Annotated in this window: 12 protein-coding genes and 1 tRNA gene; 8 read left to right on the forward strand and 5 right to left on the reverse strand. The window is 40.6% G+C overall.

Annotated elements, in window-relative coordinates:
- Positions 1-392: 392 nt before the first annotated feature.
- Both srmB and IEY40_RS17435 read right to left on the reverse strand, forming a co-directional pair.
- Complete coding sequence (gene srmB / locus IEY40_RS17430) at positions 393-1613, reverse strand: ATP-dependent RNA helicase SrmB (protein ID WP_188958439.1); 1221 nt, start codon at positions 1611-1613, stop codon at positions 393-395.
- Positions 1614-1666: 53 nt separating this feature from the next.
- A complete protein-coding gene (locus tag IEY40_RS17435) occupies positions 1667-2416 on the reverse strand; it encodes a tRNA1(Val) (adenine(37)-N6)-methyltransferase (RefSeq protein ID WP_188958440.1) in 750 nt (249 codons plus the stop codon).
- Positions 2417-2899: 483 nt separating this feature from the next.
- On the opposite strand from IEY40_RS17435, the gene brnQ reads away from it, so the two are divergent.
- From brnQ to recJ, 4 genes are all read left to right on the forward strand, one after another.
- Positions 2900-4225, forward strand: a complete 1326-nt coding sequence (gene brnQ, locus IEY40_RS17440; RefSeq protein WP_188958441.1) for a branched-chain amino acid transport system II carrier protein — start codon at positions 2900-2902, stop codon at positions 4223-4225.
- A 115-nt stretch (positions 4226-4340) separates the two neighbouring features.
- Positions 4341-5246, forward strand: a complete 906-nt coding sequence (xerD, locus tag IEY40_RS17445) for a site-specific tyrosine recombinase XerD (protein WP_188958442.1) — start codon at positions 4341-4343, stop codon at positions 5244-5246.
- Positions 5247-5378: 132 nt separating this feature from the next.
- On the forward strand, positions 5379-6107 hold the full coding sequence (gene dsbC / locus IEY40_RS17450) for a bifunctional protein-disulfide isomerase/oxidoreductase DsbC (RefSeq protein WP_188958444.1): 729 nt from the start codon (positions 5379-5381) through the stop codon (positions 6105-6107).
- 184 nt (positions 6108-6291) lie between these two features.
- Positions 6292-8016, forward strand: a complete 1725-nt coding sequence (gene recJ / locus IEY40_RS17455) for a single-stranded-DNA-specific exonuclease RecJ (protein ID WP_188958446.1) — start codon at positions 6292-6294, stop codon at positions 8014-8016.
- A 102-nt stretch (positions 8017-8118) separates the two neighbouring features.
- On the opposite strand, the gene IEY40_RS17460 is transcribed toward recJ, so the two are convergent.
- Positions 8119-8194 (reverse strand) — tRNA-Phe (locus tag IEY40_RS17460).
- A 610-nt stretch (positions 8195-8804) separates the two neighbouring features.
- A complete protein-coding gene (locus tag IEY40_RS17465; RefSeq protein WP_188958448.1) occupies positions 8805-9566 on the reverse strand; it encodes an outer membrane protein assembly factor BamD in 762 nt (253 codons plus the stop codon).
- A 123-nt stretch (positions 9567-9689) separates the two neighbouring features.
- Here IEY40_RS17465 and rluD point away from each other — a divergent pair, with 123 nt between their 5' ends.
- The 3 genes from rluD to clpB all read left to right on the forward strand — a co-directional run bounded on the left by rluD (position 9690) and on the right by clpB (position 14142).
- On the forward strand, positions 9690-10664 hold the full coding sequence (gene rluD, locus IEY40_RS17470; protein ID WP_188958450.1) for a 23S rRNA pseudouridine(1911/1915/1917) synthase RluD: 975 nt from the start codon (positions 9690-9692) through the stop codon (positions 10662-10664).
- Positions 10664-11419 carry a peptidoglycan editing factor PgeF gene (gene pgeF, locus IEY40_RS17475; RefSeq protein ID WP_188958452.1) on the forward strand — a complete coding sequence of 252 codons (756 nt, stop codon included), beginning with the start codon at positions 10664-10666 and terminating at the stop codon, positions 11417-11419. Before rluD ends, pgeF begins: the two co-directional genes overlap by 1 nt.
- A 149-nt stretch (positions 11420-11568) precedes the next feature.
- Positions 11569-14142: an ATP-dependent chaperone ClpB gene (gene clpB, locus IEY40_RS17480; RefSeq protein WP_188958454.1), complete on the forward strand. Its 2574-nt coding sequence runs from the start codon at positions 11569-11571 to the stop codon at positions 14140-14142.
- Between the two features lie 84 nt (positions 14143-14226).
- Here clpB and IEY40_RS17485 read toward each other — a convergent pair whose 3' ends face one another.
- Complete coding sequence (locus tag IEY40_RS17485) at positions 14227-14667, reverse strand: DUF4124 domain-containing protein (protein ID WP_188958456.1); 441 nt, start codon at positions 14665-14667, stop codon at positions 14227-14229.
- A gap of 98 nt (positions 14668-14765) precedes the next feature.
- On the opposite strand from IEY40_RS17485, the gene pssA reads away from it, so the two are divergent.
- Complete coding sequence (gene pssA, locus IEY40_RS17490; protein ID WP_188958458.1) at positions 14766-15614, forward strand: CDP-diacylglycerol--serine O-phosphatidyltransferase; 849 nt, start codon at positions 14766-14768, stop codon at positions 15612-15614.
- Positions 15615-16350 lie beyond the last annotated feature (736 nt).

Here is a 16350-nt window from a genome sequence, read left to right on the forward strand (position 1 = left end):
TGAAGACAGTTAACTACGTTGGCTAACCTGTTCATTCAGATTCATTTTATTACTCATAGTATCTAAATTAACAGAGTCTCAGGTTTATCTAAATAGTTTGATGTAAATAAAATGTTTCAAAACTTGGTTTTTTTATCGTTTTTGGGGTTTATGTTGCCTAAAGCGACTTTTTGAGAGGGATATAGCTTGATTAAGTAGCTGTATATAGCCTTATGTATTAAATATCATAGAGTTACACATGCTTTGTGTGTGGGTGTTTTTTGTGCACAAATTGACATTTCTTTACATTTACTTGCCGTATTGCGTATAGTTAATTGTGCTATATCTAGCTTAGGATATAAAAAAAGCGAATTATTCAATAATTCGCTTTTTATCTGCAATAAGTTTAATAATTACTTTTTCTTATATTTCTTCGATTTGACCCTCGCATCTTTCGCGTTGGCCTTCTTCTTACCAGGTACTTTAGCTTCTTTATGCTTAGGGCGAAGCTCTTCAATCACACGGCGTTTGAGTGGCAGTTCAATATAACGCTCAATTTTAGACACAATACGCATGTCATGTGCTTCAACTAAAGAAATTGCAGTTCCTTTGGCTCCAGCACGTGCTGTACGGCCAATACGGTGTACATAAGCATCGGCTGAGCGTGGCATATCGTAGTTGATAACATGAGTAATGTCGTCAACATCAATGCCTCGGGCTGCAACGTCGGTTGCAAGCAACACATTCACTTCGCCTTTTGAAAACTTACCTAACGCTTGGAAACGTTTTTTCTGTTCCATATCGCCACGCATAAAAGCACAAGGAATATTAGCTTTAAGCAATAAGCCTTCTAGGCTGGCGACCATTTCACGTGTTTTAACGAATACGATAGTGCGGGTTACATTTTCTTGGCGCAATATATGGCATAGCAAAGCAAATTTGTGTGCATTATCATCAGCAAGGTGGATCCACTGATGCACCTTAGCTTTTTCGCTGCGAGGTGACTCAACATCGACTACGACAGGGTCGTTTAACAGTTCGCGCGCAAATCGATTAACACCATTACCTTCTAAGGTCGCAGAAAATAACATGTTTTGCTTACGGCCTTGGGCTTCAATCGCAATTGTTTGTACAACTGATGAAAATCCCATATCAAGCATGCGGTCTGCTTCGTCGATGATTAAGATTTCAACTTCAGTCGCATCAAATTTATCTTTGTCTAGGTATTCCATTAATCGACCAGGTGTGGCGATTAATAAATCAACGTTGTCTTCTAGTGCTTCTTCTTGCGGACCGTATGGCACGCCACCAGTAATAATCGCAATATTAAGATCAAGTCCTGTCGCTAAATGGCTCGCATAACGATGAATTTGGCTGGCTAATTCGCGTGTTGGTGTTAATACCAAAATACGCGCTTGGCCTTCAAAACGGCGAGGGAAGTCGATAAGGTGCTGTAGGGCTGGCAGTAAAAAACTGGCTGTTTTACCGGTACCTGTAGGCGCACGCGCTAAAATATCCCGCTGATCCATGGCCAATGGAATAGTTTGCTGCTGAATAGTGGTAGGGGTGTTATGTCCCATGGCCTTGAGTGACTCTAATAAGCTAGGGTCGAGCTGGAAATCTTCAAATTGCATGCGCTGGTCTCGCTGAAAAATAGTTGAGTATTATAACTGACCTAATCAGCAGGCTAAAGCTTTAAGTAGAACGGGCGGCATAAATCTATCATCGTTTGGCTGTATCCTGATTGTTTATTACGGATTGCCATTTGCAGATATTGTGTTTTGCTTGTGTTTTCGAATGTTTGCTGCTCTGTTGTGAGGATATGTTGAACCACTAAAATAGAACGATTTGGTGACTTGCCTTCGGCACTGATTATCTCAAGGTGTTTTGCTACAAACAAACCATGGCCATTAAGCTGCTGTATAAAACTCGCTAAACTTTGTTGCGGTAAAATAATGCTAGCATTACCTTGAGGTGCGAGTAGTTGACTGATGGCTTTTTGTAACTCTGCAAAAGACAAGGTATTAGTATGTCTTGCATCGGCACGAGCGCTATTTTTTGCTTGTGTCCCTTGTTCAAAATAGGGCGGATTACAAATGATATGGTCGAATAAAGGCGTGATGCTTTTATCAAATTGTTGTTGGAAATCCTGAATCGCACCATGAAATAATTGGACTTTCTGTGGCCAAGGGCTTTGTTCAATATTATGTTTACAGGCGTTAGCTGCTGCAGTGTCTAATTCTACTGCAGTAATTTTAGTCTGTTCAAGGCTGCGTTGAGCTGCCATTAAACTGAGTAAGCCGCTGCCGGCACCAATATCAAGAATATGCTGAGATTGTGTTAACTCAGCCCACGCGCCAAGAATAACTGCGTCAGTACTGACTGCCATACCGCATTGTTCATCATCGATATGGAATTGTTTAAATGTGAAAGGCATAAGTAAGCTGTAATAAAAGGATTAATGAAATCGTTAACTGAAATCATAATCGCTTTGTCTCATGATGTCGTCGGTTAAATGTTCCTCCTAAATTAAGCGTTGATTTTATGTTATACAAAAATGACGTAAATATGATGGCTTGGCTATTATGTACACAAGAGTTGACATAATTTCAGCATAAAACAGTTATTTTTATTATTTATGTAGCCAAAGCTTGTGTGGTTAGGAGATGTTTGATATTAGTTTGGCCGAATAATACCGATAAAACTGAGTAAAAAGTCTAAGTTAAGCCACTTTAACAAGGATGTGGCTTCTATAACTGGGTTTAATGTTCTTTTTCGGTAATTGTGAAAGCAGAATTTACTATTTTAAAGTGTATTTTTAACTTTACAAAGGGTGAGCTGTATTCGGCTCAATTAGTAGCTAATTAGTGCGTAATCAATTAGGTTTGTTAAAAAACATAACAATAAAAAGAGGCTAGTAGTGCAAACAACCAAGATGAGTTTTACCGATACGCTAGGGTTAGGGTTTATGACCTTTGCGTTTTTTTTAGGTGCAGGTAACTTAATTTTTCCTCCCTTTGCTGGAATGCTTGCTGGCGAGAATATGTCGTTTGCCATGATCGGCTTTTTGATTACCGCTGTAGGTATGCCATTGATTGGATTAATTGCAGTTGCCAAAGCCAACGGTAAAGTGATGGCATTGTTGCCAGCATTTGCGGCCACAGCATTGGCGATTGCAATTTATATTATTATTGGCCCCGCATTTGCTGCGCCACGTACAGGATTAGTTGCATTTGAAATCGGTGCTAGACCGTTTATCTCCAACCCTGATGCATTAATGATGTTTGGCGGTAAAGAGTTCAATATTGCTCAGCTTATCTATACGTCAGTATTTTTCTCTATTGTAATGATGCTGTCGTTATATCCTGGCAAGTTACTCGATAACGTCGGTAAAGTACTGACACCAATATTGATTCTTTTATTAGTTAGTTTAGCCTGTTCGGTAATTATTTTACCGGGTGCTGAGGTAAATCAACCTGTTGGCGAATATATCAATAGTCCACTAACCAAAGGGATCATTGAAGGTTATAACACTATGGATACCTTAGCATCGTTGATGTTTGGTATGTTGATTATCGATTTGTTGCGTAAAAAAGGCGTTAACGATGCTGCAGATCAGACTAAATACCTAGTAAGAGCCGCCTTTATTGCCGCTGGTGGTTTGGCTTTTGTTTATGTATCGTTATTTTATCTTGGTGCATCGGCGGGTGATTTTGCGATTGGTGCTGATAACGGCGGTCAAATTTTAACAAACTATGTTACGCATCACTTTGGTAACATTGGTACATTAATGTTATCCACAGTGGTCACATTGGCTTGTTTAACCACTGCGGTTGGTTTAGTAACTGCATGTTCAGAGTTTTTCAATGAGCTTGTGCCTAGCCTGTCATATAAGTTGCTAGTTGTGGTATTGAGTGCGATTTGTGCCACTGTTGCAAACGTTGGTTTAGCGCAATTAATCAGCGTTAGTATCCCTGTATTAATGACCATATATCCGGTTGCTATAGCCTTAGTACTGGTTACATTTTTAACTGAACGTTTTGCTCGCCCTGCGTTTTCGCATCGAGTGATTTTAAGTGTAGCGTTGTTTTTTGGTGTATTCGACGGTTTACAAACAGCTGGAATGGACATGAGCTTCCTTGATTTTATGCCATTACATAAAGAAGGTATGGCATGGTTGTTACCTACAGCAGTGACCGCTATTGTGTGTTTATTTTTGCCTAAAAATAGTGTTGCAAACGCGTAATGTTTAGCGACAATCATGTGCCTACGTTCATCTTGTAAGTGAATAAAGGCAAACAATAAGACGACGTTATGATATTTTATCTAACGTCGTTTTTTTTCCTGTTTGAGATTTTATTTTGGTTAAACCTGCATATCAACCCAATCCGTTAATTAACCAATTTTTAGATGACCTTTGGTCAACGAAAGGGTTAAGTGACAATACGTTGGCCTCATACCGAACTGACTTACAGCATGTTGAGCGATATGTGTTAGCTCAAGGTGCTAATTTATTAACTGTCGACCAAAGCTTATTACGCGACTATTTAACTGCGCGGTTTGAGCAAAACTTTGCTAAAAGCAGTACGGCAAGAATGTTAAGTAGTGTACGTCGATTTTATGGCTATTTACTGGTTAAAGAGTTGGTCGGCCAAGATCCTACCGCGCTTATCAAATCACCCAAATTAGCGCGTCAGTTACCCGATTCTTTGTCCGAGGCCCAAATCGACAGTTTATTGGCTGAGCCTAATAGTGATGATCCAATCGAATGCCGTGATAAAGCGATGTTAGAGCTACTATATGCCACAGGCTTACGGGTAACCGAATTGGTGAGTCTAACCATGGAGCAAATTAGTTTACGCCAAGGGTTAGTCAGGGTAGTTGGTAAAGGCGGTAAAGAGCGTTTAGTACCTCTCGGGGAATTAGCTGTCGCAGAGGTTGAGCAATACATGCGCTTTGCTCGTGGCGAATTATTAAATATGAAGCAATCTGATGTGGTGTTTCCATCTCGGCGTGGTCAAATGATGACGCGGCAAACCTTTTGGCATCGTATTAAGCTTTATGCTTCTCGCGCAGGGATCTCGTGTCATTTATCACCACACACATTGCGTCACGCTTTCGCTACTCATCTATTGAATCATGGCGCCGACTTACGTGTGGTACAGTTACTACTCGGCCACAGTGATTTATCAACGACACAAATTTATACTCACGTGGCTAAAGTGCGATTACAGCAACTGCATAGTCAGCATCATCCCCGTGGTTAACTGTGCTTGTGAGGTTTCAAATCCTTACATTTTAGATTTTGAGTATTTGTTGCGTTCATTTAATTAAATCTGTAAGTTTTGCTTACGAAGTCGGGTCTATATATTTTGAACCCGTGTAATTTAGGAATTATCATGAAGTTAACCAAAGCATTTGCCCTAGCTGTCAGTATTGTTATTGCCCCTGCAGTGTCTGCTGCACCAGCAAGTGATGTTTCAAACGAATCTGCCTTAAAGCAAAAATTGACTGACACCTTGGGTGTAAATGTTTCGCTGATCCAATCCTCTCCTGTCGACGGTCTTTATCAAGTGTTGACAGACCGTGGCGTGCTTTATGTGACCAAAGACGGCACTAAGCTATTTCATGGTAACTTGTACGACATGGAGCAGGGCATGAAAAACTTAACCGAGGCCGCATTAGCCGGTCCGCGTTTAGAAATGCTCAAGCCATTTGAAAAAGACATGTTGGTCTATAAAGCCAAAGATGAAAAACATGTTATTACTGTATTTACAGACGTTGATTGTGGTTATTGCCGTAAGCTACATAACCAAATGCAAGGGTATAATGATCTAGGCATTACCGTCCGTTACTTAGCTTATCCTCGTGCAGGTGTTCCATCTGCAAATGCAGATGAAATGCAAGCGGTATGGTGTGCAAAAGATCCACTTAAAGCGATGACAGAAGCCAAAAACGGTGGCATTGTTAAAGCAGCAAGCTGTGATGTCGACATTACTAAGCAGTATCAGTTAGGCCAGTCGTTTGGCATTAATGGTACTCCTGCGTTAGTGTTAGAAAACGGTACTATGGTGCCAGGTTACCAATCACCTGCTGATCTATTACGTACGATAGAATCAAACCTATAATTCTATCGTCAATCCGTTGTTAACAGCGTAAAATTAAAGGTGAGCTTAGGCTCACCTTTTTGTTATTTAAACTCTCATCTCAATTCACGTTAAGTAAGTGAGTCAAGAAAGCTAAGCTGGCATTTGATTATCATTTAATAACCTGGGCTGATTGATTTACTCATTGTTAGAATAAGGTTGTCTCTTGTCACACAAAATAGTCCGTCGCCCTCAGGTTGATGACTCGCATTTACCTCCTGCATTGCCACCATTTTTAAAGCAACTTTATGCTCGTCGTGGTGTAACCGAAACTGACTGCGAGTTAGTGTTAAGTAAATTACTTCGTCCTGAAACCATGAAAGGCTTGTCTGAAGCCGCTGTGCTAATTGCTGATGCAATAGCGGCGGATAAGTCGATATTGATTGTTGGTGACTTTGATGCCGACGGTGCAACATCTACTAGTGTCTGTATGCTGGCGTTAAAGATGATGGGCGCTAACAAAGTGGATTATTTAATCCCCAATCGTTTTGATTATGGTTATGGTCTAAGTCCTGAGATTGTTGCTGTAGCATATTCAAAAGCAGCAGATATGCTCATTACTGTTGATAACGGTATCTCATCTATTGAAGGTGTTGCAGCGGCTAAGTTACTCGGTATGCAAGTGGTGGTAACTGATCATCATTTACCCGGTAAAACACTGCCTAATGCCGATGTGATAGTGAATCCTAATCAACCGGGGTGTGAGTTTGCGAGTAAGTCGATAGCAGGTGTTGGTGTTGCCTTTTACTTAATGTCGGCACTACGGGCTGAATTACGTCAACGTAATTGGTATCAGTTACATAATATTACTGAGCCAAATTTAGGCACACTATTAGACATTGTTGCCCTAGGTACCGTTGCTGACGTGGTGTCGCTAGATGCCAATAACCGAATATTGGTTAATGCTGGTTTACAGCGGGTAAGGAGTGGCCGTTGTCGCGTGGGGATCACCGCGTTACTCGAGGTGGCCAAACGTAGTCCTGATAAAATAGTTGCTGCTGATTTTGGTTTTGCTGTTGGCCCTAGGTTAAATGCAGCTGGGCGCTTAGATGAAATGGCGTTAGGGGTGGAGACCCTATTGTGTGATGACATCATGCGGGCAAGAAGAATGGCTGCCGAACTCGATGGACTCAACCAAGAGCGTCGTGAACTCGAAACCGGTATGCAGCAAGAAGCGCTTAAGAGTTTGCAGCAAGTGTCGCTTAATGAAGATGACTTACCGTGGGGTATTGCGATATTCCAAGAAGATTGGCACCAAGGTGTGATTGGTATTTTAGCTTCACGGATTAAAGACCGCTACCACCGTCCAGTGATTGCGTTTGCCGATGCTGGAGAGGGGGAAATTAAAGGATCAGCTCGCTCAATTAAAGGCTTACACATGCGTGATTTACTTGAGCGCATTAATAGCCAGCACCCAGGAATGATCATTAAATTTGGCGGTCACGCTATGGCAGCTGGGTTATCGCTTAAAGCAGATGCCTTTGAGCTGTTTAAGCAAGCGTATGATAATGCCGTACGAGATATTTTAAATTATGAGCAGTTAACGGGTGAGTTATTGTCTGACGGTGAGTTAGCTGTAGAGTTGATGAGCTTAGATACCGCATTTGTGTTACGTAATGCTGGCCCTTGGGGGCAGTCATTTGAAGAGCCATTATTTGATGGTGTTTTCAGAATCGTTCAGCAACGTATTGTGGGGGAGAAGCATTTAAAATTACTTCTTGAAACGCCATGTGGCACTTTAATGCTCGATGGAATTGCGTTTAATATCGATTTAGCCATTTGGCCTGACGCAACGATCCAACAAGCAAGGGTTGTTTATAAGCTCGATGTTAATGAGTTTCGTGGCAACCAGACAGTGCAGTTGATGGTCGATTATATCGAACCAATGTAATTGGGTTGATTACTTTGATTAAACGCTAAAAACAAAAAAGCCTCGCAATGCGAGGCTTTTTTGTAATCGTTTATTAGTCGCGTTAGCCACCAATTATATATATGGTGCCCGAACCCGGAATCGAACCAGGGACACGAGGATTTTCAATCCTCTGCTCTACCGACTGAGCTATTCGGGCGACGGACGCAATTTAAAGGATTTTGGCCTGTCGAGTCAACTTGTTTTTGCTATTTATCTCAAAAATCGATTCGTTTGAACGTATTTTGCCCGTATCGACGTTAATTTATTCATTGTGTGGAATGAAACTCGAAAAACATTTTTTAATGATTCAAATATATATGGTTGGTGCATTTATCATTATTGGCATAAAAAGTGATTGTTTTTTCGAAATGTTCTGGACAACATATTAAGCCAATCATTATTAGAATAGGCTCTATTTTAGGTTGCTTCACTAGACCTCGCACAATGTAGATAGTTGTAGGGTCGTGGCATAGTCATCTACATTAGAGACATGTGAAGGCGTAACGGATTTTGTGATATCACCACGAAGGACGAATTTATCAGGGAGATTTTTTTAAAGCTTTTCTTAACGTACGACAGCATATACAAGAGATAGAGCAATCCAGATAAGCGCTATGTCTTCAAAAGATTACCTAGACTACAGCTCTGATGATGTTCGCTAAAAGAGCAAATTATAATGCGGATTGGCATTGCACACACAATCTAATGATCGACATAAAAAAACGCTCCTAAGAGCGTTTGATATTCAATGTCAACGTTAACTTAGATTAGTTAGTTAATGTTTCATTGTTAGGGAAGTTAGTTTTCATCACCATTTTAATGTGTTGTTGTAACTTCTCTTGGCCTAATTCACCATATGCTTCAGACATAATTTCTAGAGCGCGTTCTGTCGCAGGAGTACCTGGAAATTTTTCCATTACAGTTTGCGCACGCACTGCAGCTGCACTCCATGCATTCATTTTGATATAATACTCAGCTACCTGAATAGAATACTGCGCTAAACGGTTTTTCAGAAACTGCATACGATGCTGTGCATCGGCCGCATACTTACTGTTTGGGTAAGATTTAATCAAACGATCAAAATCTTTAAATGCATCTTGAGCATTTTTAGGGTCGCGATCAGTACGATCGATATCCATTAAATCGTGAAATAAATAATTATCTGCCTGCATATTGGTTAAACCACGCATATAATGCACGTAATCAATATTTGGATGCGTTGGATTGAGGCGTAAAAAGCGATCAATGTTAGCAACTCCAGAGGCGGCGTCGTCCATTTTGTAGTACGCATAAATCAAGTCTAATTGAACTTGAGTCTTGTGCGGACCAAATGGATAACGAGAGTCTAACGCTTCAAGTGAACGCACGGCTTTAGAGTAATTCCCTAATTCCATTGATGTTCTTGCTTGAGTATATAGCTGATCAGGAGATGCATTTCTTGTAAATTCATCTTCTTCTGGACTGCTACTACAGGCTGTTAAAGCCAGTGAAAGTATTACTAGGGCGGCACCTTGGGCAAATTTATACATACTTGAATTCAATTCTTTTTAAGTTGTTGTTAAGAATTTTTCCATTTCACGGTAAAATAGAAAACATCCGATTGTAACAGATAGCACATTCACTTTGGACCCCTAAACTGGGGTACGGTTCCTATGACACAAGAGATTAATCTAAAAAGCGAGATAACAGCAACACAAACCGGTCTAAGATTAGACCAAGCTTTAGCTGGTTTGTTCCCTGACTACTCGCGCACACGCATCAAGGAATGGATCCTATCTGGTGCAATTACTGTTGACGGTATCACAGTCGACAAGCCACGGGAAAAGGTTTTCGAGTCTCAGTTGATAGAAGTTGCAGCCACACTTGAAGAAGAAGTGCGTGCTAAAGCGCAAGATATCGACTTAAATATTATTTATGAAGACGATCATATTCTTGTTGTTAATAAACAAGCTGGTTTAGTTGTTCATCCTGGTGCGGGTAATGCCGACGGCACATTAATGAATGCGTTATTGCATCATTGCCCTGATATTGAGCATGTACCAAGAGCTGGTATTGTGCATCGACTAGACAAAGACACAACAGGTTTGATGGTTGTAGCTAAAACTGTTGAAGCACAAACTCACTTGGTTGCAGCATTGCAAGCGCGCGATATCGTTCGGGAATATGAAGCCATTGTGCTTGGCACGATGACTGCTGGTGGCACAGTTGATGAACCTATTGAACGTCATGCGACACGACGTACACAAATGGCGGTAATTCATGGTGGTCGTCCTTCAGTGACTCATTACCGTGTAGCTGAAAAGTTTCGTGCTCATACTCGTTTACGATTACGTCTTGAAACTGGTCGTACTCACCAAATTCGTGTGCATATGGCACATATTGGCCATGTTTTAGTTGGTGATCCAGTATACGGTGGCCGTCCAAGACCCCCTAAAAATGCTAGCCCAGAGTTTTTTGATCTACTAAAAAACTTTAATCGCCAAGCGCTTCATGCGGTACGTTTAGAGCTTGCTCATCCATTTACTTGTGAAATCATGACTTGGCATGCGCCGATCCCTGATGACATGGTTGAGCTAACAAAAGCATTGCGTGCAGATACTGTGTTAAATCCTATCGAGTATTTATAGTGCTCAAGCACGATTGGTTCTTACCTGATAATGTCGCAATTGCGATAACTGATCGGCATGGCGGTTATAGTTTACCGCCATTTGACAGTTTAAATTTAGGGTTACATGTTGGTGATAATCAACAACATGTTTTGGCTAATCGTGCGGCGTTATGTCAACAACTTAGGTTACCGACAGAACCGTTATGGCTTGACCAAGTACATGGTGTTGATGTGGTGAATTTGCCGCATCTAGCACTGACTGAATCTGTACGTGATTCGACAAGCCTTTTACCGATCAAAGCTGATGCAAGTTACAGCAATAAAGCCGGTGATGTTTGCGTTGTTATGACTGCAGATTGTTTGCCTGTGCTGTTATGCAATAAACAAGGTACTGAAGTTGCTGCTGTTCATGCTGGGTGGCGTGGTCTTTGTGCTGGTGTTATAGAACAAACGGTTGCCTTATTTAGTTGCCCTACGACTGAATTAATCGCTTATCTTGGCCCTGCTATTGGACCAGATGCTTTTGAAGTTGGCGCAGAAGTGCGTGATGCGTTTATGCAAAAAAACCTTCAAGCCTCGCAATACTTTACACCTTACCACAATAAGTATCTTGCTGATTTGGCCGGTCTTGCAACCTTTCGTTTATCACAAATGGGTGTGCCGCAAGTATTTAATGCAAATGTGTGTACGTTTAATGACACTAACTATTTTTCATATCGTCGCGATCAACAAACCGGCCGTATGGCTTCGTTTATTTGGCTAAAATCTCAATAATTTGCTTAAGTTCAAAAAATATACGATTTATTGATCTAGATTAAGTTTTAAGCTTGAAATCAAATTAATTGCCCCCATCTTTAAGTTAACAAATTATTCATTTCTGAATTAATTTCCCTTTCAATAAGTATCAGATCCTAGGAGGTTATATGAGACTCGATCGTATGACTAATAAGTTTCAAATTGCCATTTCTGATGCCCAATCATTAGCCTTGGGGCGCGATCATCAATTTATCGAACCCATTCACTTAATGATGGCGCTATTAAATCAAGATTCTGGCTCAATTCATCCATTATTAACTCAAGCTGGTATTCGTGTTAGCTCACTACGCTCTTCAGTAACTCAAGAGCTAGAGCGTTTACCGCAAGTAGATGGCACAGGCGGAGATGTTCAATTATCTCAAGGATTAATCCGCTTATTGAACTTGTGCGACAAGCTTGCGCAAAAACGTAAAGACAAATACATTTCATCAGAGTTATTTGTTTTAGCGGCATTAGAAGGTAACGATGCGCTGTCAAAAGCACTAAAAGACTCTGGTGCAAGCAAAGAATTAATGGAAAAGACCATTGAGGACATGCGCGGAGGCCAAAAAGTTGATGATCCTAACGCAGAAGATCAACGCCAAGCGTTGAAAAAATTTACCGTTGATTTAACCGAGCGAGCGGAGCAAGGAAAGTTAGATCCTGTGATTGGCCGAGATGAAGAAATTCGCCGCACAATCCAAGTTCTGCAACGCCGTACAAAAAATAATCCAGTTTTAATCGGTGAGCCAGGTGTAGGTAAAACCGCTATTGTTGAAGGATTAGCGCAGCGGATAATTAACGGTGAAGTGCCAGAAGGTATCAAGAATAAGCGTGTTTTATCTTTAGACATGGGCGCGTTAATTGCTGGAGCTAAATATCGCGGCGAGTTCGAAGAACGCTTAAAAGCGGTATTGAATGAATTATCTCAAGAAGAAGGTCAAGTTATTCTGTTTATCGACGAACTGCATACTATGGTCGGTGCAGGTAAAGGCGAAGGCGCAATGGATGCAGGTAACATGCTGAAACCTGCTCTAGCTCGAGGCGATTTACATTGTGTCGGCGCAACAACACTTGACGAATATCGCCAATATATTGAGAAAGATGCTGCTCTAGAGCGTCGTTTTCAAAAAGTGATTGTCGATGAACCTAGTGTCGAAGATACAATCGCCATCTTACGTGGCTTAAAAGAACGTTACGAGTTGCATCATCATGTGGAGATTACTGACCCTGCTATTGTTGCCGCAGCGACTATGTCACATCGTTATATTTCTGACAGAAAATTACCCGACAAAGCAATCGATTTAATTGATGAAGCTGCTTCAAGTATAAGAATGCAGATAGATTCTAAGCCAGAAGCGCTTGACCGATTAGAACGCCGTGCGATCCAGCTTAAGTTGGAAGAGCAAGCACTCAGTAAAGAAACTGACGACGCTAGTCGTAAACGTTTGGACTTTCTACAACAAGAGTTGAAAGAAGTAGAAAGTCATGCTGCTGAACTCAATGAAATTTGGCATACTGAAAAAGCAGCTCTTGCAGGCACTCAGCATATTAAAGCCGATCTTGAACAAGCTCGCTTAGATTTAGAAGTCGCAAGAAGGGCGGGTGATTTAACTAGAATGTCCGAATTGCAGTATGGGCGGATCCCTGAACTTGAAAAACAGCTCGATTTAGCTTCTCAAGCTGAAATGCAAGATATGACCTTATTACGTAATAAAGTCACTGATGTTGAAATTGCAGAAGTGTTGTCAAAAGCAACAGGTATACCGGTATCAAAAATGCTTGAAGGTGAGCGAGAAAAGTTATTGCACATGGAAGATGCATTGCATGAGCGTGTTATCGGTCAAAATGAAGCTGTCGATGCAGTGTCGAATGCTATTCGCCGTAGTCGTGCAGGGCTTGCAGATCCACAACGTCCAATAGGTTCATTTTTATTCCTAGGTCCAACAGGGGTAGGTAAAACTGAACTGTGTAAATCGTTAGCTAAGTTTTTGTTTGATACCGAATCGGCATTAGTGCGCATCGATATGTCTGAATTTATGGAAAAACATACGGTGTCACGTCTAGTCGGTGCACCTCCCGGATATGTAGGCTATGAAGAAGGTGGGTACTTAACTGAAGCGGTACGTCGCAAACCTTATTCTGTTATTTTACTCGATGAAGTCGAAAAGGCACATCCAGATGTATTTAATATTCTGCTGCAAGTGTTAGACGATGGGCGGTTAACCGATGGCCAGGGCCGTACGGTTGATTTTAAAAACACTGTCATTATCATGACATCTAACTTAGGCTCTGATCGGATCCAAGAAAGCTTTGGCCGTGCTAGTTATGATGAAATGAAGCAAAGTGTAATGGAAGTGGTCATGCAAAATTTCCGTCCTGAATTTTTGAATCGTGTTGATGAATCTGTGGTGTTTCATCCATTAGATGCAGAAAACATCAAGCATATTGCCAGTATTCAACTTGAATTATTACGTAAACGTTTGGTGGAGAAAGAATTCGATATTCAGCTAACCGATGCAGCATTGTCACTCATTGCTGAAGCGGGCTTTGATCCTGTTTATGGCGCTCGACCACTAAAACGTGCACTACAACAGGAAGTTGAGAATCCATTAGCGCAAAAGCTACTACGTGGACAATTGTTGCCTGGTAAAATGATTAAAGTTGATGTTGCAAATGGTCAACTTGTGTTCGAGCAATAATCATCAATATCAAAAGCAACAACAGTAAAAAGTAAAAGGGAGCAATAGCTCCCTTTTGATTTCCAAAATATGCAAATGTCTAGGTTACTTACAAAACAATTTAACTCGCTCAGTGTTTTCTGTAATTGCAGCTTGTCTTTGCTCTTCGGTTAGCTTTGAAGTGTCACCGGTATCTTTGTTTTGTTGACTAAGATTCGTATGTGTTTTTAACACATTTAAACTGTGTTTGGCACTTTCACAAATGTCATTAGCTTGTTGTTTATCTTTTTCATTAATAATTTTCGCAGATTTAGCGAGCTCAGATTCATCTGGTTTTTGCTCAGTTTTTCTCTGAGGGGTATTCGTCCCTATTTTTGCCGGTTCCATATCTTCGGTATAAATTTTCTTGGCATCGACATCTTTTGGCGGTTGTTGGCTGTAATGAACCACACCGGCTTTATCGACCCAGGTGTATATAGTGGCGGCATACAAAGAACAGCTAAACGCGAGCACGGTTAAACTAGTAATTAAACGAAAAATTCCCATGTGAGTTCCCAAGGCTAAATTGACGCTATGCTTGATTGATTCAAAATATGCTATCTTGAATATAAATCCAACATCTAAAACGATATTGTCTAAAGTGTATGCAAAATTCATCAAATCAAACAGCAAAAAATAAAGGTATTTACTTATTACCTAACTTATTTACCACTGCAGGCCTGTTTTCAGGCTTCTATGCCGTGATAGCTTCAATGAATGGTCACTTTGAATTGGCTGCAATAGCAATCTTTATTGCGATGATCTGTGATGGACTCGACGGAAGAGTTGCAAGACTCACGAATACACAAAGTGACTTCGGCGCCGAATACGACAGCATGGCAGATATGGTTTCTTTTGGTATGGCTCCTGCAATACTGGTGTACAACTGGGCTTTACAAGATTTAGGTAAAATAGGTTGGCTCGCAGCATTTATATATTGTGCATGCGCAGCATTAAGGTTAGCTCGTTTTAACACTCAAGTGGGTGTTGCAGACAAACGCTTTTTCCAAGGGCTTGCAAGTCCAGCTGCTGCAGCATTAATTGCAGGTAGTATCTGGAGTGGCAGTAAATATGAAATCGATCCGACCGATATTAGCTATATCGCTGCTTTCATAACGGCATTAGCTGGCTTATTGATGGTGAGTAATTTTAGGTATCATTCATTCAAAGAGGTCGATTGGCGAGGTAAAGTTAACTTTATTGTGATGTTATTGCTGGTGGGCATTTTTGTCGTGATATCTGTGGAGCCTGCAATTATCTTGTGTTTAAGCTTTTATGTATACGCATTGTCAGGGCCATTTATTACGATTAAGACCATCAAAAAATTAAAAGTAGAACATGTGCTTGGTGACACAGTAGTTAACAGTGAGCAGGATGACCAACCAAAAGACAATGTAAAAAAAGACGAAACAAATGATATTGTACCAACATCAACTAAAGATAAAGCTGACTAGTGGTTTAGCCATTACAGTCACATTGATTGATATCGACGATGAATAGCGCTTAACAAAGGGCGCTATTTTTGTTCTAGCTTCTTTATATTTTAAACATCATGTCGCTTTACTTTTGTTAATCCCATCTTTAATTCCTTTTTACTCATAGTTATAAACAGTTTTGTATTATGCAATCTGAATTAACATCATTCTTACTTACGTAATACAAATAGCGTTGTAGAAGCAGAGTGATTACCATTGCATGAGGATTACTGTTTATTCAAGGAGCATAAATAACTAAACCGCAACCTTTATCTAAGGTAAATCATGGCAAAACAACAATAATAAAAACATATTCAGATGTAAATAACGGTAGTTTTGTTGGATTTTTAACCGCATACATATGGGTTTGTTTGTTTAGTGTTCGCTTAAACGGCTTTTTAATAAAATAGTCAAAAAAGGGGTTGCACTAAATCTCTCGGTGCCTATAATGCGCATCCACTGACACGGCAGACAGCGAAAGCAGTCACCGAGTGAGGTTGAACCAAGTGCTTCAAAACACTGAGTTCAAGGCGAAAAGAAAGTTTGAAAAAACACTTGACGCCAACACGGGAAAGCGTAGAATACGCGGCCCAAGCCAACGACCTAGCGTCAACGGCCACTAAGCGAAAGATTGATTCTTTTGGTATTAGTACGCTCTTTAACAATCTAAACAAGAAATCTGTGTGGACATTCACAGGTATTGAGTTATTCGAAA

This window comes from Shewanella ulleungensis (assembly GCF_014648315.1).
GTDB lineage: Bacteria > Pseudomonadota > Gammaproteobacteria > Enterobacterales > Shewanellaceae > Shewanella > Shewanella ulleungensis.

Coding starts and splice junctions, on each gene's coding strand:
- srmB (WP_188958439.1), bottom strand. CDS start 1,613: ATGCAATTTGAAGATTTCCAGCTCGACCCTAGCTTATTAGAGTCACTC.
- IEY40_RS17435 (WP_188958440.1), bottom strand. CDS start 2,416: ATGCCTTTCACATTTAAACAATTCCATATCGATGATGAACAATGCGGT.
- dsbC (WP_188958444.1), top strand. CDS start 5,379: ATGAAGTTAACCAAAGCATTTGCCCTAGCTGTCAGTATTGTTATTGCC.
- IEY40_RS17465 (WP_188958448.1), bottom strand. CDS start 9,566: ATGTATAAATTTGCCCAAGGTGCCGCCCTAGTAATACTTTCACTGGCT.
- rluD (WP_188958450.1), top strand. CDS start 9,690: ATGACACAAGAGATTAATCTAAAAAGCGAGATAACAGCAACACAAACC.
- clpB (WP_188958454.1), top strand. CDS start 11,569: ATGAGACTCGATCGTATGACTAATAAGTTTCAAATTGCCATTTCTGAT.
- IEY40_RS17485 (WP_188958456.1), bottom strand. CDS start 14,667: ATGGGAATTTTTCGTTTAATTACTAGTTTAACCGTGCTCGCGTTTAGC.
- pssA (WP_188958458.1), top strand. CDS start 14,766: ATGCAAAATTCATCAAATCAAACAGCAAAAAATAAAGGTATTTACTTA.